This is a genomic window from Vibrio sp. B1-2, from assembly GCF_963888445.1.
GTDB classification, from domain to species: Bacteria; Pseudomonadota; Gammaproteobacteria; order Enterobacterales; family Vibrionaceae; genus Vibrio; species Vibrio anguillarum.
The window spans coordinates 19,305-38,643 of sequence record NZ_CAWPJH010000008.1 but is presented as its reverse complement, the minus strand read 5'-3'; the positions used below and the strand labels follow the sequence as shown (position 1 = coordinate 38,643).

The 19,339-nt window shown below is 45.0% G+C and carries 18 protein-coding genes; 12 read left to right on the top strand and 6 right to left on the bottom strand.

From position 1 onward, the window contains the following. Positions 1 to 84: 84 nt before the first annotated feature. Complete coding sequence (locus AACQ75_RS04110) at positions 85 to 1,332, top strand: valine--pyruvate transaminase (protein WP_010319942.1); 1,248 nt, start codon at positions 85 to 87, stop codon at positions 1,330 to 1,332. Between the two features lie 68 nt (positions 1,333 to 1,400). Here AACQ75_RS04110 and AACQ75_RS04105 read toward each other — a convergent pair whose 3' ends face one another. The 6 genes from AACQ75_RS04105 to dnaA all read right to left on the bottom strand — a co-directional run bounded on the left by AACQ75_RS04105 (position 1,401) and on the right by dnaA (position 9,258). Then, positions 1,401 to 1,838 (bottom strand): Hsp20 family protein, encoded by a 438-nt coding sequence (locus AACQ75_RS04105; RefSeq protein ID WP_010319943.1) that lies wholly within the window; start codon positions 1,836 to 1,838, stop codon positions 1,401 to 1,403. Positions 1,839 to 2,374: 536 nt separating this feature from the next. Continuing rightward, a complete protein-coding gene (locus AACQ75_RS04100) occupies positions 2,375 to 2,647 on the bottom strand; it encodes a GreA/GreB family elongation factor (protein WP_017046366.1) in 273 nt (90 codons plus the stop codon). Positions 2,648 to 3,154: 507 nt separating this feature from the next. Continuing rightward, positions 3,155 to 5,572 carry a DNA topoisomerase (ATP-hydrolyzing) subunit B gene (gene gyrB, locus AACQ75_RS04095; protein WP_013855574.1) on the bottom strand — a complete coding sequence of 806 codons (2,418 nt, stop codon included), beginning with the start codon at positions 5,570 to 5,572 and terminating at the stop codon, positions 3,155 to 3,157. 19 nt (positions 5,573 to 5,591) lie between these two features. Beyond that, the gene (recF, locus tag AACQ75_RS04090) at positions 5,592 to 6,671 is read right to left on the bottom strand and encodes a DNA replication/repair protein RecF (protein WP_013855575.1); all 1,080 of its coding nucleotides are present in this window, start codon (positions 6,669 to 6,671) and stop codon (positions 5,592 to 5,594) included. A 9-nt stretch (positions 6,672 to 6,680) separates the two neighbouring features. Continuing rightward, entirely contained in the window at positions 6,681 to 7,781 is a 1,101-nt protein-coding gene (gene dnaN / locus AACQ75_RS04085; RefSeq protein ID WP_088720678.1) for a DNA polymerase III subunit beta, read from the bottom strand. Between the two features lie 73 nt (positions 7,782 to 7,854). After that, positions 7,855 to 9,258 (bottom strand): chromosomal replication initiator protein DnaA, encoded by a 1,404-nt coding sequence (dnaA, locus tag AACQ75_RS04080; protein WP_010319947.1) that lies wholly within the window; start codon positions 9,256 to 9,258, stop codon positions 7,855 to 7,857. Between the two features lie 309 nt (positions 9,259 to 9,567). Between dnaA and AACQ75_RS04075 the strand changes: the two genes are divergently transcribed. From AACQ75_RS04075 to rsmG, 11 genes are all read left to right on the top strand, one after another. Then, positions 9,568 to 10,317, top strand: coding sequence for an amino acid ABC transporter substrate-binding protein (locus AACQ75_RS04075; RefSeq protein WP_170889554.1), 750 nt, complete (start codon positions 9,568 to 9,570; stop codon positions 10,315 to 10,317). Between the two features lie 75 nt (positions 10,318 to 10,392). After that, complete coding sequence (locus AACQ75_RS04070) at positions 10,393 to 11,064, top strand: amino acid ABC transporter permease (protein WP_010319949.1); 672 nt, start codon at positions 10,393 to 10,395, stop codon at positions 11,062 to 11,064. Continuing rightward, positions 11,061 to 11,810 carry an amino acid ABC transporter ATP-binding protein gene (locus tag AACQ75_RS04065; RefSeq protein ID WP_170889552.1) on the top strand — a complete coding sequence of 250 codons (750 nt, stop codon included), beginning with the start codon at positions 11,061 to 11,063 and terminating at the stop codon, positions 11,808 to 11,810. Before AACQ75_RS04070 ends, AACQ75_RS04065 begins: the two co-directional genes overlap by 4 nt. A 196-nt stretch (positions 11,811 to 12,006) precedes the next feature. Next, positions 12,007 to 12,144: a 50S ribosomal protein L34 gene (rpmH, locus tag AACQ75_RS04060; protein ID WP_010319951.1), complete on the top strand. Its 138-nt coding sequence runs from the start codon at positions 12,007 to 12,009 to the stop codon at positions 12,142 to 12,144. Positions 12,145 to 12,156: 12 nt separating this feature from the next. Then, on the top strand, positions 12,157 to 12,513 hold the full coding sequence (rnpA, locus tag AACQ75_RS04055; protein WP_026027667.1) for a ribonuclease P protein component: 357 nt from the start codon (positions 12,157 to 12,159) through the stop codon (positions 12,511 to 12,513). After that, on the top strand, positions 12,480 to 12,740 hold the full coding sequence (gene yidD, locus AACQ75_RS04050) for a membrane protein insertion efficiency factor YidD (RefSeq protein WP_081265547.1): 261 nt from the start codon (positions 12,480 to 12,482) through the stop codon (positions 12,738 to 12,740). Before rnpA ends, yidD begins: the two co-directional genes overlap by 34 nt. A gap of 2 nt (positions 12,741 to 12,742) precedes the next feature. Continuing rightward, positions 12,743 to 14,365, top strand: coding sequence for a membrane protein insertase YidC (gene yidC, locus AACQ75_RS04045; RefSeq protein ID WP_017046370.1), 1,623 nt, complete (start codon positions 12,743 to 12,745; stop codon positions 14,363 to 14,365). A gap of 112 nt (positions 14,366 to 14,477) precedes the next feature. Next, positions 14,478 to 15,839 carry a tRNA uridine-5-carboxymethylaminomethyl(34) synthesis GTPase MnmE gene (mnmE, locus tag AACQ75_RS04040; protein WP_026028517.1) on the top strand — a complete coding sequence of 454 codons (1,362 nt, stop codon included), beginning with the start codon at positions 14,478 to 14,480 and terminating at the stop codon, positions 15,837 to 15,839. Positions 15,840 to 15,882: 43 nt separating this feature from the next. Next, entirely contained in the window at positions 15,883 to 16,317 is a 435-nt protein-coding gene (gene mioC / locus AACQ75_RS04035; RefSeq protein ID WP_013855584.1) for an FMN-binding protein MioC, read from the top strand. A 480-nt stretch (positions 16,318 to 16,797) separates the two neighbouring features. Continuing rightward, positions 16,798 to 18,696: a tRNA uridine-5-carboxymethylaminomethyl(34) synthesis enzyme MnmG gene (mnmG, locus tag AACQ75_RS04030; protein ID WP_010319957.1), complete on the top strand. Its 1,899-nt coding sequence runs from the start codon at positions 16,798 to 16,800 to the stop codon at positions 18,694 to 18,696. Beyond that, complete coding sequence (rsmG, locus tag AACQ75_RS04025) at positions 18,693 to 19,325, top strand: 16S rRNA (guanine(527)-N(7))-methyltransferase RsmG (protein ID WP_010319958.1); 633 nt, start codon at positions 18,693 to 18,695, stop codon at positions 19,323 to 19,325. The genes mnmG and rsmG overlap by 4 nt, the downstream gene beginning before the upstream one ends. Positions 19,326 to 19,339 lie beyond the last annotated feature (14 nt).

The following is a 19,339-nucleotide window of genomic DNA, read 5'->3' as shown; positions in this document are numbered from 1 at the left end:
ATGTTCAAGGATTACTCGATGGGCATGGCATCGTTTCATGCCCCTTTATGCAAGCAAATACAAGAATGAATTAGGCAGTCAGCAATGCAGTTTTCGAAATTTGGTGAAAAATTTAATCAGTATTCCGGTATTACCCAGTTAATGGACGATCTCAATGATGGCCTACGTACCCCCGGAGCCATTATGCTCGGCGGTGGTAATCCAGCCGCCATTCCCGCCATGATTGACTACTTTCATCAAACCAGTGCTGACATGCTTAGCAGTGGTGAACTGATCGCTGCCCTCGCCAACTATGATGGCCCACAAGGTAAAGATCTGTTCGTTAAATCTCTCGCAAAACTGCTTAAAGAAACCTATGGCTGGGAAATCAGTGAAAAGAACATTAGCTTAACCAATGGCAGCCAGAGTGGATTTTTCTATCTATTTAATCTGTTTGCTGGCCAGCAAGCTGATGGTTCACATAAGAAAATTTTACTGCCATTAGCGCCTGAATATATTGGTTATGGTGATGCCGGGATAGATGAAGATATTTTTGTCTCCTATCGCCCAGAAATAGAACTACTCGACAATGGCTTATTCAAATACCACGTGGATTTCGAAACCTTGAGCGTGGATTCGTCGGTAGCCGCCATTTGTGCTTCCCGTCCAACCAATCCGACGGGAAATGTGCTCACAGAACAAGAGATCCACAAGCTCGATAAGCTGGCTAGAGAGAACAATATCCCACTGATTATCGACAATGCATACGGCGTTCCATTTCCCAACATCATTTTTGAAGAGATTGAGCCCTTTTGGAATGACAACACCATTTTATGCATGAGCCTTTCGAAACTGGGTTTACCCGGTGTGCGCTGCGGTATCGTCATTGCCAACGAAACCATTACCCAAGCATTAACCAACATGAATGGCATCATTAGCTTAGCGCCAGGCAGCATCGGCCCAGCCATTGCTCATCACATGATTGAAAAAGGCGATCTATTAAGGCTCAGTCGCGATGTGATCAAGCCCTTCTACCAGCAGAAATCACAAAGAGCAGTCGAGTTACTCAAGCAAGCCATTAGCGACCCGCGCTTTCGTATCCATAAACCAGAAGGGGCGATCTTTTTATGGCTCTGGTTTGATGAGCTCCCTATAACCACCATGGAACTTTACCAACGTCTAAAAGCCAGAGGAGTATTGATTGTACCGGGTGAATATTTCTTTATTGGTCAACAAGACGATTGGCAACACGCGCATCAGTGTCTGCGCATGAACTACGTGCAAGATGATGAAGCCATGCAAAAGGGCATTCAAATTATTGCTCAAGAAGTGGCATTAGCTTATCAACAGTAATTCATCCTTTCTGCCATGAAAAAGAGCGCCAAAAGGCGCTCTTTCACTTCTTTAATGTGGCCAGTAACTTAATTGTTCTCAATTAAGTTTTTGCCATTAATCGCAATTTTACGTGGTTGCATCGCTTCAGGTGTTTCACGTTCAAGATCCACGTGTAGCAAGCCATTTTCCATTGTGGCTCCGAGTACTTTGACATAGTCGGCCAATTGGAATTTACGTTCAAAATCGCGCTCAGCAATACCTTGGTAGACGTAGTTTTTATTCTCTTCGGGTTTACGTTCGCCACGCACAATCAGCGTATTTTCTTGTTGAGTAATCTCAATCTGCTCTTCAGAAAAACCAGCTACCGCCATCGTGATGCGATATTTATTGTCGTCTTGCTGTTCAATATTGTACGGAGGGTAACCCGCAGAGCTATTCTTCGCTGAACTGGATTCCATCATGTTTAATAGACGGTCAAAACCAATTGCGTTGCGGTATAAAGGAGTGAAATCTACTGTTCTCATCATACTATCCTCATCATAAGCAATAGCCTTAGCGCATAGGCGCTAAGCCGTTAGCAGCCATTCTTTCAACATGGAGCTAACAACACATTTAATGATCACAACACAAGGCTCCTCTTAAGAGAGCAAACCTGTGTCGCCATTCCAGAGGTCCTTACGGCATCCTCTTCATTGATAGATATAGGGGCACTAAAATTCTTTTCAAGGATTTTTTGAAAAATTTTTTAGTCCTCGCTAAAGCGAACAGAAACTAGAAAGAGGACATCGAATAAAACTGATACTCCGTAGAGTTACAAAGCCTTCATTAGCAGGATATAGAGTCAATACAGAGACATAAAAAAGCCTAACGATATCATTAGGCTTTATTTTGCACTTTAACCGATGAAAACTTATTTTATTTTCCGCGTTTTTTCCTTTCTTTAATTATACTGCTTTCTTCCATTTTTTCTTGCTTTAATTTCCGCTTTTCTTTTAGGCTAAGTTGCGCTTTTTTCATATCTTTCTTACTCATAGTAATCTCCTTATTTTAACGAAGAAATTTAATTTACACACGTTAGTGACTTTTCAGGAAGAATATTAACCACTTTATATTCTCGCTCTTTTCCTAAAATATATAATTTAAAACACTCTTGTTCACGTAATCCAAAAATAGAAGCGCCTAAATAAGAGTAAAGTGATACGAGACCATCATTAGGGTTGTTCCGCTCACCAAGCACTATAATAATTTGATAAGGTTGACACTTTTCTGTATCAACAAAGCTGACCCTATCTCCAACGTTGACTCGGCGCTCTGCCGTAGAATATCTGGCCAATGATTCTGCTTCTATTCTCTCGAAAAGAGTCAGTAAAATCAGTGGAGACTGATAGGTAACAAATAAGCTTGTTATTATTTTACTTTTAAAAAAAACAAGCCAACGTTTAAATAAGTTGATATTTATTACTCCTTACAATAATTCCAAAAATAGATTAGATAATATCCGAAAGTTAGACCTTCGGATTTATTACTGTAAGATAAATAACAAACCCACATCTCCTAAAAAGTAATTAATGAATACTATATCGGCCAAAAAATATAATTCAAGCTCATAAAAACCTCTAAAAACACGGAATAAAATAAAATAGTAGATACTTTTTTTTATTGAGAGAAAATCCCAATAAAAAAACGTTTATGAGCTTTTATCCTTAAAGACAACCTAAGATAAGTAGAAAGTGTTGATGCTAAAAATGGTTGCTCCCACGTTGGGTGACTTTGTATTGACCATAAAAAAACACCGCTCTTGCGAAACGGTGTTTTTCGGGATTGTCTTTATAGCAACGACTTAGACATCGAGGTTGGCGACTTTTAAAGCGTTCTCTTCGATGAATGCGCGGCGCGGCTCAACTTGATCACCCATCAAGGTGGTAAACAGTTCATCAGCACCAACAGCATCTTCAATCGTGACTTGCAGCATACGGCGAGATTCAGGATCCATCGTCGTTTCCCACAACTGATCTGGGTTCATTTCACCTAGACCTTTGTAGCGTTGTAGGCTTAGGCCACGACGAGACTCTTTAATTAACCAGTTCAACGCATCAACAAAGTTATCGACAGGTTGAATACGCTCACCACGTTGAATGTAAGCCCCTTCTTCAACTAAGCCATAAAGTGCTTCAGAAAGGTCCGCCAGCTTGCTGTACTCTTTCGAATTGAGCAAATCAGCACTTAATAGATGTTGGTGCGTTACACCATGAGTGCGCACTACAATCTTAGGCTGATAAATACCAAGCTCCGCATTGTGCTCAGTTTCAATGCTGTATTGGCTTGCGCCAACTTCTTTCGCATTTAACTGCTCTACCAGCTGTTTGCCCCACGCTTCTACTACTGCAGAATCAGCGCATTGATCAACAATGATACGCGGCATATAGATGAATTCATGGATCAAGGCGTAAGGGTAGCGGCGGCTCATACGCTCCACCAGTTTAATGGCGACATTGTATTGCTTAACCAAGGTTTCTAACGCTTCACCTGCTAATGCTGGCGCTTGAGGGTTAACATGCAATGAGGCACCATCCAATGCTAAAGCAACTTGGTATTGGTTCATCGCATCTTCATCTTTGATGTACTGCTCTTGCTTGCCTTTTTTCACTTTATACAAAGGCGGTTGAGCAATGTAGATGTAGCCACGCTCAATCAGCTCAGGCATTTGACGATAGAAGAAGGTCAACAGTAGCGTACGGATGTGCGAACCGTCGACGTCCGCATCGGTCATGATGATGATGTTGTGATAACGCAGTTTGTCTGGGTTATATTCATCACGGCCAATGCCACAGCCTAATGCGGTGATAAGCGTTGCGACTTCTTGCGAAGAAAGCATTTTGTCAAAACGTGCTTTTTCAACGTTAAGAATTTTACCTTTCAGCGGCAAAATCGCTTGGTTTTTACGGTTACGTCCCTGCTTGGCAGAACCGCCAGCAGAGTCCCCTTCCACTATGTACAATTCAGATAGTGCAGGATCTTTTTCTTGGCAGTCGGCGAGTTTACCCGGCAAACCAGCAAGATCTAACGCACCTTTACGACGTGTCATTTCACGCGCTTTACGCGCCGCTTCACGAGCACGAGCCGCATCAATGATTTTTGAACAGACCATTTTGGCTTCACTTGGGTTTTCAGCCAAAAACTCCGCCAATTTCTCACCCATTGCTGACTCAACCGCAGATTTCACCTCGGATGAAACCAATTTATCTTTAGTTTGGCTAGAGAACTTAGGATCCGGCACTTTCACTGAAACCACCGCGGTTAAGCCTTCACGAGCATCATCACCCGAGGTCGCCGCTTGCGCTTTTTTCGAGAAGCCTTCTTTATCCATGAAGGTGTTTAGGGTACGAGTTAACGCCCCACGGAAACCCGCTAAGTGGGCACCACCATCACGTTGAGGAATGTTGTTGGTAAAGCAGTAAATGTTTTCTTGGAAACCATCGTTCCACTGCATCGCCACTTCCACGGTAATCCCATCGTCACGCTCAGAGCTGAAATGGAATACTTTTTCATGGATTGGCGTTTTATTGCGGTTTAAATGGCCAACAAACGCTTTAATACCACCTTCATATCTGAAGTGGTCTTTTTTGTCTTCTTCGCGTTCATCAAACAGTTTGATGGATACACCAGAGTTTAGGAAAGAGAGCTCACGCAGACGCTTAGCTAAAATATCGTAATGGAATTCAATGTTGGTAAAGGTTTCAGCACTTGGCCAAAAACGCAGGGTTGTCCCAGTTTTATCGGTTTCACCCACCACAGCCAACGGCGCTTGTGGCACACCGTGACAATAAGTTTGTGTGTGAATAGCGCCGTTACGGTAGATAGTCAGTAGCACTTTTTCAGACAGCGCGTTGACAACGGACACACCGACACCGTGCAGACCACCCGAAACCTTGTATGAGTTGTCATCAAATTTACCGCCCGCATGCAGAACCGTCATAATAACTTCCGCGGCAGAAACTTGTTCTTCTTCGTGAAGGTCGGTAGGAATACCACGGCCATCATCGCTAACTGAAACTGAATTGTCTTCGTGAATAGTCACTACGATGTCTTTACAGTGACCTGCCAACGCTTCATCAATTGAGTTATCCACCACCTCAAAAACCATGTGGTGCAGACCGGTGCCATCATCCGTGTCGCCGATGTACATTCCTGGACGTTTACGAACCGCGTCCAGACCCTTCAGTACCTTAATACTCGATGAATCGTAATTATTCGACATGAGTTACTCTCTCACTATTTTATCCGTGCTCTATTGTGCCATGTTCCACATGAAACATCTTGCTGTTTGACTCAATCATGTCTGCAACTTGGCCTTGCGTAATAGAACTTACAAAAACTTGTGCCCCCGTCGATTTTAAGCAATCCGCTAAACGCTTACGACGATGGCTATCTAATTCGGAAGCAAAGTCATCAATTAAATAGATGCATTGCTTACCTGTCAGCTCGGTTAAGTGTTGTCCTTGTGCGACGCGCAGTGCACACACCATTAATTTAAGCTGACCGCGTGATAGAACATCTTCAACCGGTGTTCCATTGACCTTTATTTTTAAATCCGCTTTGTTCGGGCCACTGAATGTGTAGCCTAGCGATTGATCGCGTTCGAAGTTTTTCTCGAGGATTTGTTGATAGGGCGTCTCTTTTTCCCAACCACGATAATACTTCATTTGCACATCAAATTCTGGCAAAAAACTGCGACACAACGCCTCGGCAACACACTTCATTTGCGTCACATAATGTGTGCGCCATGCATCGATTTGTTCAGCCAAGCGCGCCATCTCCTGATCCCAGTAACTGAGTTCACGATAATGGGTTGCCGTTTTTAACAACGCATTGCGCTGCTTATTGAGGCGCTTAAAACGCCCCCATGCATCATAAAAGGCAGGTTCACTATGAAATACCCCCCAATCAATAAATGCACGTCGTTGTTTTGGTCCATCGGTGAGCAGATCAAACCCTTCCGGATGAATTAATTGCAAAGGTAAAACTTGTGCCAGTTGCGCCAGTTTTTGCCCAGATTGACCGCCTATTTTAACCTCTGTTGAACCGTCACGCTGCTTATTAATGCCAATCGGTAGCTCAAATTGATCCGAGGTCAAAAAACGCCCATGCACAAACAGCTCCTGACACTCATTTTGTATGACGCGTCCGGTTAAGGCGCTTTTGAACGAGCGACCATGACCCAGCAGGTAAATCGCTTCCAATACACTGGTTTTGCCGCTGCCATTAGGGCCAATAAGAAAGTTAAAGCCTGATGATAATGGGATATCACAGGCTTTAATATTGCGAAATTGTTGGACGATTAAACGAGTCAGCGGCATTGCGCAAACTTAAAGTCGGATCGGCATGACGACATACATCGCGCTGTCGTCATCGCGATTTTCAATCAGCGCGCTGGCGTTGGCGTCAGACATCGATACACGAACCTGTTCACAACGTAATGTATTCAGTACATCGAGCACATAGCTGACGTTAAAACCGATTTCGATAGCGTCGCCTTCAAAGGTGACATCCAACAACTCTTCCGCTTCTTCTTGCTCTGGGTTGTTGGCGGTAATGCGCATTTCATTATCCGCAAGATTAACCCGTACCCCGCGAAACTTTTCATTTGAGAGAATCGCGGCACGAGAAAATGCCTGACGTAACTCATCACAGCCCGTTTCTAAGGTTTTGGTCGTTTGCTGCGGCATAACGCGGCGATAATCAGGGAAGCGGCCATCAACCAGCTTAGAAGTGAAGATGAAATTATTCACTTGGGCGCGCAAATTTGAGCTACCAATTTGCAGCACAACCGGCTGTTCTGGCGCATCAAGTAACTTGACCAGTTCCTGTACCCCTTTACGCGGCACGATGATCTGTTTATTGGCAAAATCCGCGCTGAGTGCCGTTTGCGAAACCGCCATACGGTGTCCATCGGTTGCCACAGAGCGCAAGGTTGAACCGTCGATTTCAAATAGCATACCGTTCAGGTAATAACGCACATCTTGGTTAGCCATCGAAAACTGGGTTTTCTCAATTAAACTGCGCAGTTCTGCCTGAGTGAGCGACACTTCCACTTCACTTTGCCAATCTTCAATATTAGGAAAGTCACTGGCAGGTAAGGTTGCCAGAGAGAAACGGCTACGGCCAGAACGCATCTGAATGCGATCGCCTTCCAATACCACAGTGATCACGGCGCTATCGGGCAAGCCGCGACAAATATCTAAAAATTTACGCGCAGGGACAGTGATGCTTCCTGCTTCGCACTCACCTTCAAGTGTCACGCGGCTAATCAGTTCGACTTCGAGATCGGTCGCCGTCATCGACAGCACGTTCTCTTCCACTTTGAGCAACAAATTACCAAGAATTGGCAAAGTCGCACGTCCGCCTAATGTTCCAGATACTTGCTGAAGTGGCTTAATGAAGTGGCTACGTTCAATAGTAAATTTCATAGTTAGCTCTTACGATGTTATCGGGCAACCCCAAATGTGAGGGTTAAAATAGCTGATATAAGAAGGTTGTGCATCAAGAAGACAGGGTACGAATTAAATTCGAATAGTCTTCTTTGATGTCGTGGCTCTCTTCACGTAACTGCTGGATTTTACGGCAAGCGTGCAGCACTGTCGTATGATCTCGGCCACCAAACGCATCACCAATTTCAGGCAAGCTGTGGTTAGTCAGCTCTTTAGCCAGTGCCATCGCCAACTGGCGTGGACGGGCAACCGAGCGAGAGCGACGTTTAGAAAGCAAATCCGCCACTTTAATTTTGTAGTATTCCGCCACGGTCTTTTGAATGTTATCAATGGTGACCAATTTTTCTTGCAAAGCTAATAAGTCACGCAGCGCTTCACGCACAAAATCGATGGTGATCGGACGGCCGGTAAAGTTAGCGTTGGCGATAACGCGGTTTAATGCACCTTCCAATTCACGCACGTTGGAACGTAAGCGTTTGGCAATAAAAAAGGCAACTTCATCGGCAAGATGAATTTGGTGATCTTCTGCCTTCTTCATTAAAATCGCGACACGCGTTTCAAGCTCTGGTGGCTCAATCGCAACCGTCAAACCCCAACCAAAACGAGATTTCAGGCGATCTTCCACCCCATTGATCTCTTTCGGATAGCGGTCGGAAGTCAAAATGATTTGTTGGTTACCTTCAAGCAATGCGTTAAAGGTATGAAAGAACTCTTCTTGCGAACGCTCTTTATTGGCAAAGAATTGAATATCATCGATCAAGAGTGCATCGACACTGCGGTAATAGCGTTTGAACTCTTCAATCGCATTATTTTGCAGCGCTTTCACCATATCTTGCACGAAACGCTCTGAGTGCATGTAAATCACTTTCGCATTCGGGTTGTTATCAACAATCGCATTACCAACTGCGTGCAATAAGTGTGTTTTACCTAGCCCTGTACCACCGTATAAGAAGAGTGGGTTATAGGCCGCGCCGGGGTTATCGGAAACTTGACGCGCTGCAGCCAAACCAAGTTGGTTCGATTTACCTTCAACGAAGTTATTGAACTTATGTTTAGGGTTAACGTTTGATCTGTGATTAATGTCTGCCACAACAGTGTCGTTTTCCCACGTACGATGTACTGGTTTACGCGCTTGTAACTGTGCAGGAGCTGAAGATTCAGCCGCGACATCCGCTTGAGTACGAACGGGAGCAGCTTTAGGCGCGCTGACCCGGCGACTACCCACTTCAAAACGCAGGTTCGGGGTATCGTGGCCACAATGCTCTTGCAGTAGTCGGTTGATGCTGTTGATGTATTTATCGCGCACCCAATCAAGCACAAATCGGTTTGGGGCGAATAAAGTGAGAGTATTGTCATTGAGCTCCGCTTGTAACGGACGTACCCACATGCTGAATTCAGCTGCTGGTAACTCTTCTTGAAGCTGTTGCAAACATTGCAACCAAAGCGAAGATGACACGGTTGCCCTCACCCTAAGTAAATGATCGAAAAGACTGGCGATTTTACCTGTTGATAACCAAGATCGCCAGCGATTGATCCGTGATCCAGTGAATAAGATCGAAGTTATTCACACAATTTGCGCTTGATTTTTGTCGATCTTCACAATTAGCACCACTTTACCCACACGATGATCCACATATACAAGGATCCTCTATACTTATCCCCAATTGTGTCACTATGTTCGGTTATGGTTAATAACTACTGGTTATTTATTCTATTGAGTGCTTTACCAGTAACATCCCTCTCTATAAATATAAGGAGTTTCAAGATGAAAAACTGGGTTAAAGTCGCCATTACTGCAATTGCACTATCCGCTGCAAGCGTACACGCGGCAACGGAAATAAAAGTCGGCATGTCAGGGCGCTATTTTCCATTCACTTTTGTCAAACAAGACAAGCTGCAAGGCTTTGAAGTGGATGTTTGGGATGAGATAGGTAAACGCAATGATTACGATGTAAAATATGTTACTGCTAATTTCTCCGGTCTCTTTGGCCTGCTTGAAACTGGCCGAATTGATACCATTTCAAACCAAATCACCGTCACAGAAGCACGTAAAGCGAAATACTTATTTGCTGACCCGTATGTCATCGACGGTGCACAAATTACCGTTCGCAAAGGTAATGACAGCATTAAAGGGATTGACGATCTTGCCGGCAAAACGGTCGCGGTCAATTTAGGCTCAAACTTCGAGCAGCTACTACGCAGCTTTGACAAAGACAATAAAATCATCATCAAAACTTACGATACTGGCATTGAACATGACGTTGCTCTTGGCCGTGCCGATGCGTTTGTGATGGATCGCCTTTCGGCTCTGGAATTGATTAAAACAACGGGCTTACCGTTGCAATTGGCTGGTCACCCTTTTGAAACCATTGAAAACGCTTGGCCGTTTGTTAACAACGAGCAAGGCCAAAAACTGCAAGCTGAAGTGAATCAAGCGTTAGTCTCGATGCGCGCTGATGGCACACTGAGTGCGATTTCTGAAAAATGGTTTGCTGCCGATATCACCAATAAGTAAATTCCCCTATTATCAAAAGATAGGATTGAGGTGGAACCACACATTCCACCTTTTTTGTTTTAAAAAGGTAAGCCGATGGGATTTGATTTTCACTATATGCTTGAGCTGATGCCAATACTGCTCAGGTATTTAGGCACCACCATGGAGATGGCGACTTGGGGCTTAGTGTTTGCTTTGATCCTGTCGGTCATTTTAGCCAATATTCGTGTGTTCAAAGTGCCCATTTTGGATCCGCTAAGCCAGCTGTACATCAGCTTTTTCCGCGGTACTCCCCTGCTGGTACAACTATTTCTACTCTACTATGGTCTGCCGCAAGTGTTACCGTGGATGGTCGGTTTAAATGCGTTTAGCGCCGCGGTGATCGGGCTAACTCTTCACTTCGCCGCTTATATGGCAGAAAGTATTCGCGCCGCCATTTTGGGTATTGATCGGAGCCAAATGGAAGCGAGTTTGTCTGTGGGTATGACCACAAGCCAAGCAATGCGCCGCATTATTTTGCCGCAAGCTACTCGTATCGCGTTGCCATCATTAATGAATTACTTCATTGATATGATCAAATCGACCTCATTAGCTTTTACATTAGGAGTCGCTGAGATCATGGCCAGAGCGCAGATGGAAGCTTCATCAAGCTTTCGCTTCTTTGAAGCTTTCCTCGCCGTTGCATTAATTTACTGGGCCGTAGTGGTGGTACTGACTCGGGTACAAATTTGGGCTGAAGAGAGACTCAATAAGGCGTATGTACGATGATTAAACTCGATAATATTCATAAGCGCTTTGGCGATACTGAAGTGCTCAAAGGAATCAGCTTGGCAATAGAAAAAGGTGAAATCATCGTCATTATTGGCTCAAGCGGAACAGGTAAATCGACCTTACTGCGCTGCGTCAACTTCCTAGAACGCGCAGACCAAGGCTCCATTACTATTGATGATGTCACCGTCGACACCCAGCAACAGAGCAAAGCAGATGTATTAGCACTGCGCAGAAAAACAGGCTTTGTTTTCCAAAACTACGCGCTGTTTGCTCATATGACGGCGAGGCAAAATGTCGCCGAAGGGCTCATTACGGTGCACGGTTGGAAAAAAGATCTCGCCCTGACCCGCGCACAGCAGATTTTGGATGACATAGGTCTTGGGGATAAAGGAGAGAGTTATCCCGCAGCGCTTTCTGGTGGCCAGCAGCAGCGCGTTGGGATCGGTCGTGCGATGGCGCTACAACCAGAATTGCTGCTATTTGATGAACCTACATCAGCACTCGATCCTGAATTGGTTGGCGAAGTGCTTGCTTTAATGAAGAAATTAGCCACTCATCACCAAACAATGCTGGTGGTTACCCATGAGATGCAGTTTGCAAAGGAGGTAGCCGATCGCGTGATCTTCATGGCCGATGGGCAAATTGTAGAGCAAGGCTCTCCACAGGATATCTTTGGTAATCCACAGGATCCTAAGCTCAAGAAATTTTTAAATCAGGTGGGGATCGACGAAGGATCCTTGTGATTTAAAGGAGACTGCGTATAATCCCCCGACCGGAATTTTAGTGAACCCAATCGTTGACACTTATTGTGACAGTGATTACAATTCCGCCTCTTTGTTGAGAGGCGTCGGATTCCTTTCTTTCTATTAAAGAAGCGAAAATATACCCACGCCGGGTTTATTTGAACCTAAAAACTACTGATCAGTAAGGTAATTACACATGTCTAAACGCACTTTTCAACCTACCGTTCTAAAGCGCAAGCGTACTCACGGTTTCCGTGCACGCATGGCAACTAAGAATGGCCGTAAGGTTATTAATGCACGTCGTGCTAAAGGCCGCGCGCGCCTGTCAAAATAATTCGCGATTATTTTGAATACGTACGCGTTCAATCGGGAGTTACGTTTGTTAACTCCCGAACATTATAAAAAAGTCTTCCAGCAAGCGCACAGCGCAGGCTCCCCCCATTTCACTATCATTGCTCGCGAAAACGCTCTTACCCACCCAAGGTTAGGGTTGGCCGTCCCCAAAAAACAGATCAAAACTGCTGTTGGCCGTAATCGCTTCAAACGCCTCGCTCGCGAAAGCTTCCGTAATAAACAGCATCAACTTCCTAACAAAGATTTTGTTGTGATTGCGAAAAAGAGCGCGCAAGATTTAAGCAATGAAGAAATGTTCAAACTATTTGAAAAATTATGGCATCGCCTGTCTCGCCCTTCGCGTGGTTAGCAATCGGATTCGTCCGTTTTTACCAAGGAATCATCAGTCCTCTGCTTGGACCACGCTGTCGCTTTACTCCAACCTGTTCAAACTATGCGATAGAAGCGTTGAAAGCTCACGGTTTTGTAAAAGGGTGTTGGTTATCAGGCAAACGTCTATTAAAATGCCACCCTTTGAACGAAGGGGGTTTTGACCCCGTTCCGCCACCAGTCCAAAAACAAGACAGAGATAATTAACGATGGATTCTCAACGTAATATCCTGTTAATCGCCTTGGCACTCGTTTCTTTTTTACTTTTCCAGCAATGGCAAGTAGCAAAGAACCCAGCACCTCAAGCGGTTGAGCAGGCACAAAATAGCAGCACTTTAACTGCACCATCTATGGCTGATGAGTTAGACCCAGCACCAGCAGTAACCAATGCGTCTGCAAAAACCATCACCGTCAAGACTGATGTACTGACTCTGTCAATTGACACGGTAGGTGGTGATGTAGTGAAGGCCGAGCTGAATAAGTACGATGCTGAACTCAATTCAGAAGACCCATTTGTGCTACTTAAAGACATTCCTGGTCACCAGTTTATCGCGCAAAGTGGTTTAGTGGGACCGCAAGGGATCGATTTAAGCAGCAACAATCGTCCAAACTATACTGTTAGCGCCGACACCTTTGCTCTAGCAGATGGTCAAGACGAACTGCGCATTCCCATGACTTATCAAGCCAATGGCCTTGAATACACCAAAACCTTCATCCTTAAACGTGGCAGTTACGCCTTGGATGTTGAATTTGATGTAGTCAACCAATCTGGTAATAACGCGACACTGGGTATGTATGCACACCTACGCCAAAATTTATTGGACGCTGGTGGCAGCTTGGCTATGCCAACTTACCGTGGCGGTGCTTACTCAACACAAGATACACGTTATAAGAAATACAGTTTCGATGATATGCAAGATCGTAACTTGTCACTGCCTTTAGTTAACGGTGAAGGTTGGGCGGCGATGATCCAACACTACTTTGCCAGCGCGTGGATCCCACGTGATGCAGCAGGGTCAAACTTATACACTCGCGTGATTGGCAACTTAGGTGATATTGGTGTTCGCATGCCAAATAAAACCATCGCCAACGGTGAAAAAGCGACATTCTTAGCCACACTTTGGGTCGGTCCAAAACTGCAAGATGAAATGGCTGCTGTTGCGCCAAATCTTGATTTAGTAGTCGACTACGGCTGGTTATGGTTTATTGCAAAACCACTACACATGTTGCTTTCATTCATTCAAAGCTTCGTTAGCAACTGGGGTGTAGCAATCATCTGCTTAACCTTCATTGTTCGTGGTGCTATGTACCCACTGACCAAAGCACAATACACCTCAATGGCAAAAATGCGCATGCTGCAACCAAAGCTGCAAGCAATGCGTGAGCGCATCGGCGATGACCGCCAACGCATGAGCCAAGAAATGATGGAGCTGTATAAGAAAGAGAAAGTAAACCCACTCGGTGGTTGTTTACCTATCTTCCTGCAAATGCCTATCTTCATTGCGCTTTACTGGTCATTAATGGAATCGGTTGAACTGCGTCATTCACCTTTCTTTGGTTGGATTCATGACCTTTCAGCACAAGACCCATACTACATCTTGCCACTGCTGATGGGTGTGAGTATGTTTATGATCCAGAAAATGAGCCCGACGACAGTCACTGATCCGATGCAACAGAAGATCATGACCTTTATGCCGGTTATGTTTACGTTCTTCTTCTTGTTCTTCCCATCAGGTTTAGTGATTTACTGGTTGGTATCGAACATCGTTACCTTGATCCAGCAAACCTTGATTTACAAAGCGCTGGAGAAAAAAGGCTTACACTCTAAGTAGCCACTTCAGCAAGAAGTCACACTGACAAGTGAAACAAAGGCGACCTTTTGGTCGCCTTTTTGTTTTTGGCTGATTACAATTGCGCTCATACACCCCTATGTTAGGTACCCTTATGTCTACAGACACCATTGTTGCTCAAGCAACCGCTCCAGGCCGAGGTGGCGTGGGGATTATTCGCGTCTCAGGCCCGAAAGCCGCTCAAGTCGCGCTTGAAGTAACCGGGAAAACACTGAAACCTCGTTATGCGGAATACTTGCCTTTTAAGCATCAAAATGGCACCGAACTTGACCAAGGCATCGCGATCTATTTTCCTAATCCTCACTCCTTTACCGGCGAAGATGTGCTCGAACTACAAGGACACGGCGGCCCGGTCGTCATGGATATGCTGATCAAACGCATTTTGGCTATCAGTGGCTTGCGCGCAGCGCGCCCGGGTGAATTTTCTGAGCGTGCGTTTTTAAACGACAAAATGGATTTAACCCAAGCGGAAGCGATTGCCGATTTGATTGATGCCAGCTCTGAAGAAGCGGCCAAATCCGCCCTGCATTCATTGCAAGGTCAATTTTCCAAACGCATTCACACCTTGGTCGATTCCCTAATCCACCTGCGAATTTACGTTGAAGCAGCGATTGATTTTCCTGAAGAGGAGATCGATTTTCTTGCCGATGGTAAAGTTGCCGCAGATCTGCAAAATATCATCGACAACTTAGACGCCGTGCGCAAAGAGGCCAATCAAGGGGCCATTTTACGCGAAGGGATGAAAGTGGTGATAGCAGGGCGTCCTAACGCGGGTAAATCGAGTCTATTGAATGCGCTTTCAGGCAAAGATTCCGCCATCGTTACAGACATAGCAGGAACCACGCGTGACGTACTGAGAGAGCACATCCACATCGATGGCATGCCACTGCATATCATCGATACCGCTGGCCTACGTGATGCCAATGACGAAGTCGAAAGAATAGGTATTGAGCGTGCTTGGGATGAAATAGCAAAAGCAGATCGTGTGCTCTTTATGGTTGATGGCACCACCACCGATGCTACCGATCCAAAAGAAATCTGGCCAGATTTTGTCGATCGATTGCCTGAAAACATCGGCATGACGGTGATCCGCAACAAAGTCGATCAAACCAAAGAATCGCTCGGTATCTGTCATGTTAATTCTCCAACCTTAATCCGCCTGTCGGCAAAAACTGGAGAGGGAGTTGATGCTCTGCGTACTCATCTCAAAGAGTGCATGGGCTTTGCTGGGGGCAATGAAGGCGGCTTTATGGCCAGACGACGCCATTTGGACGCGCTAGAGCGCGCCGCACAGCACCTCATGATTGGTCAGCAGCAGCTCGAAGGCTACATGGCTGGTGAAATCTTAGCGGAAGAACTGCGTTTATCGCAGCAACATCTAAACGAGATAACGGGCGAATTTAGCTCCGATGACTTGTTAGGGCGCATCTTTTCGTCGTTCTGTATCGGCAAATGATCGCAGTGAGAAGCTTGATCACTCTTAATTATAGGAATATCTCATGATCCATATCATCACTGGCAGCACCTTAGGAGGCGCTGAATATGTCGCCGATCATCTCAACGATCTACTGCAAGAGCAAGGTTATACTACGACTATCCACAACCAACCCAACTTAAGTGAACTCCCCGCACAAGGGACTTGGCTCATTGTCACCTCCACGCATGGAGCGGGTGACTACCCAGACAATATCCAACCTTTTATCGCTTCTTTGCAATCAACACCACCGAACACGAGCGAGTTAAAATATGCCGTGGTAGCACTTGGCGATTCAAGCTATGACACGTTTTGCGCAGCAGGTAAGCATGCATATCAACTGCTTGAGGATATAGGTGCAACGCCAATTAGCGACTGTTTCACCATAGATATATTAGAATATTCCGTTCCTGAAGATGCCGCTGAAGTATGGCTCAAACAGCACATCGAACAATTCTAGCGAATGGCATAAAGTCACCAAGCGGCCTGTGAGCCGCTTTTTTGTACTCTTAAGCTCTGTGTATAACTGTCTCAATACTCGCCATAGAAAAGTTAAGTCCATTTTAAATATTTTAATGTGTATAACTATGCTGTTATTCGGTGATTAACCTATAGTTATCCAATTAATAACTTATGCATTTTACGACCCTGTGTATAACTAGCCTTTTTGATCCCAGCTAATACACGATTAGATCATGTCAGGATCACAGCTTGTGATCCTCTTAAAAACCATGATCTTGTTGATCATTTATCGGTTATCCACAGATATGCTCGATCCTAATAATAGATCTAATAAAAGATCTCTATATAGATCTTATATATTATTAACTTACCAAGCTCAGATTAAAAAAGCAGAAAAGCGATTTTCTAGCCAGTGGAAAGCAGGTAGAATACGCCTCTTTTGTCAGTCCATGCTTCATTGAATACCTGAGGTCGGTTCATGCTTTATCACGAAAAATTTGACGTCATTGTGGTCGGTGGTGGCCATGCTGGAACGGAAGCCGCTCTCGCTGCAGCTCGTACTGGTCAAAGTACGCTATTGCTTACTCATAACATTGAGACTCTAGGACAGATGTCGTGCAATCCTGCGATTGGCGGAATTGGTAAAGGACATCTGGTTAAAGAAGTCGATGCCATGGGCGGTCTAATGGCACAAGCGATTGATCATGCAGGTATTCAATTTAGAACACTCAATGCCTCAAAAGGGCCAGCGGTTCGAGCGACTCGAGCCCAAGCAGATCGTGCGCTTTACAAATCGTATGTGCGTGATGTGCTTGAAAACACGCCAAACTTAACTTTGTTCCAACAAGCGGTCGATGATCTTATCGTTGAAAATGATCGTGTAATGGGCGTTGTGACTCAAATGGGCCTCAAATTCCACGCCAAAGCGGTGGTATTGACGGTAGGCACCTTCCTTGGTGGAAAGATCCACATTGGTCTTGAAAACTTCTCAGGAGGCCGCGCAGGAGATCCTCCATCGATCGCATTAGCGCAACGTTTACGTGAACTGCCGTTTCGAGTCGATCGTTTAAAAACGGGTACGCCACCAAGGATCGATGCGCGCAGCGTGGACTTCTCAGTGTTAGAAACACAACACGGTGATAACCCAACGCCTGTTTTTTCCTTCATGGGACAACGTGAACAGCATCCACGTCAAATACCATGCTACATCACGCATACCAACGATAAAACGCATGATGTGATCCGTGCCAATCTTGATCGTAGTCCGATGTACGCAGGTGTCATCGAAGGTATCGGCCCACGCTACTGCCCATCGATCGAAGACAAAGTCATGCGTTTTGCCGACAAAAATAGCCATCAAATTTTTATCGAGCCTGAAGGTTTGACCACGACAGAACTCTACCCTAACGGTATTTCCACCAGCTTACCGTTTGATGTACAAGTGCAGATCGTTCGCTCAATGAAAGGGTTTGAAAACGCACATATTGTTCGTCCGGGTTACGCCATTGAGTACGATTTTTTCAATCCACAAGATTTAAAACAAACCTATGAAACCAAATTCATCAGTGGTTTGTTCTTTGCTGGTCAAATCAACGGCACCACCGGATACGAAGAAGCGGCAGCGCAAGGGTTAATGGCTGGTTTGAATGCAAGCTTATTTAGCCAAGAAAAAGAAGGCTGGAGTCCACGCCGTGATCAAGCTTACATGGGCGTGTTGATCGATGATCTTTCCACTATGGGTACCAAAGAACCTTATCGTATGTTTACCTCTCGCGCTGAATATCGCTTACTGCTACGCGAAGATAATGCCGATTTGCGTTTAACCGAAAAAGCCAGAGAGTTAGGTTTAGTCGATGATGCGCGCTGGGCGCGTTTTAATCAAAAAATGGAAAACATGGAAATCGAGCGTCAACGTTTGAAACAAACGTGGATGAACCCGAACTCCGTTGGTGTTGATGCACTGAATGCGTTGCTCAAAACACCCATGTCTCGTGAAGCAAGTGGTGAAGATCTACTACGTCGACCTGAAATCACCTATCAACAGCTCACGTCGCTTGAGTCATTTGCACCAGCATTGAACGATAGTGAAGCGGCTGAGCAAGTTGAAATTCAAATCAAATACGATGGTTATATTCAGCGTCAGCAAGATGAGATCGACAAATCATTGCGCCATGAGCACACTAAATTGCCGCTGGATCTTGACTATAAACAGGTCAAAGGCTTGTCCAACGAAGTGATCCTTAAGCTTAACAATGCCAAACCTGAAACGGTTGGTATTGCCTCTCGTATTTCTGGTATTACACCAGCTGCTATTTCTATCTTATTGGTTTATTTGAAAAAGCAAGGTGTACTGAAGAAAGGGGAAGACGCCGCATGAGCGAGTTAAGAACGCGTCTCGATGATTTAATTGGTCAAACCGATCTCGAGGTCAATGAGCAGCAACGTAGCCAATTAGTCGGTTACGTGGAACTGCTGAATAAATGGAACAAAGCCTACAATCTCACCTCAGTACGCGATCCTATGGACATGTTGGTGAAACATATTTTAGATAGTATAGTGGTAAGTCCTCACTTACAGGGTGAGCGTTTTATCGACGTTGGTACTGGGCCTGGTTTACCTGGTATACCTCTCGCTATCATGAATCCTGATAAAACCTTTTACTTACTCGATAGTTTGGGTAAGCGCATTCGTTTTATTAAACAAGTTCTGCATGAGCTTGGTATCAAAAATGTGACCACGATTCAAAGTCGAGTCGAAGAGTTTCAGCCTGAAGTAAAATTTGATGGCGTACTGAGCCGTGCGTTTGCTTCAATGCTCGATATGGTGGAATGGTGTCACCATTTACCAAAAGAAACATCGGGCCGATTTTTAGCCCTGAAAGGACAACGACCAGATGAGGAAATAGCCACACTACCTGAGTGGTGTTCTGTGACTGATGTCAAAGCTTTGAAAGTTCCTGAGTTGGAAGGTGACCGTCATCTTGTAATCTTATCTCGCAAGGGATAACAGCGAGGCATACC

Coding starts and splice junctions, on each gene's coding strand:
- AACQ75_RS04110 (WP_010319942.1), top strand. CDS start 85: ATGCAGTTTTCGAAATTTGGTGAAAAATTTAATCAGTATTCCGGTATT.
- AACQ75_RS04105 (WP_010319943.1), bottom strand. CDS start 1,838: ATGAGAACAGTAGATTTCACTCCTTTATACCGCAACGCAATTGGTTTT.
- gyrB (WP_013855574.1), bottom strand. CDS start 5,572: ATGTCGAATAATTACGATTCATCGAGTATTAAGGTACTGAAGGGTCTG.
- recF (WP_013855575.1), bottom strand. CDS start 6,671: ATGCCGCTGACTCGTTTAATCGTCCAACAATTTCGCAATATTAAAGCC.
- dnaN (WP_088720678.1), bottom strand. CDS start 7,781: ATGAAATTTACTATTGAACGTAGCCACTTCATTAAGCCACTTCAGCAA.
- AACQ75_RS04075 (WP_170889554.1), top strand. CDS start 9,568: ATGAAAAACTGGGTTAAAGTCGCCATTACTGCAATTGCACTATCCGCT.
- AACQ75_RS04070 (WP_010319949.1), top strand. CDS start 10,393: ATGGGATTTGATTTTCACTATATGCTTGAGCTGATGCCAATACTGCTC.
- AACQ75_RS04065 (WP_170889552.1), top strand. CDS start 11,061: ATGATTAAACTCGATAATATTCATAAGCGCTTTGGCGATACTGAAGTG.
- rpmH (WP_010319951.1), top strand. CDS start 12,007: ATGTCTAAACGCACTTTTCAACCTACCGTTCTAAAGCGCAAGCGTACT.
- yidD (WP_081265547.1), top strand. CDS start 12,480: ATGGCATCGCCTGTCTCGCCCTTCGCGTGGTTAGCAATCGGATTCGTC.
- yidC (WP_017046370.1), top strand. CDS start 12,743: ATGGATTCTCAACGTAATATCCTGTTAATCGCCTTGGCACTCGTTTCT.
- mnmE (WP_026028517.1), top strand. CDS start 14,478: ATGTCTACAGACACCATTGTTGCTCAAGCAACCGCTCCAGGCCGAGGT.
- mioC (WP_013855584.1), top strand. CDS start 15,883: ATGATCCATATCATCACTGGCAGCACCTTAGGAGGCGCTGAATATGTC.
- mnmG (WP_010319957.1), top strand. CDS start 16,798: ATGCTTTATCACGAAAAATTTGACGTCATTGTGGTCGGTGGTGGCCAT.
- rsmG (WP_010319958.1), top strand. CDS start 18,693: ATGAGCGAGTTAAGAACGCGTCTCGATGATTTAATTGGTCAAACCGAT.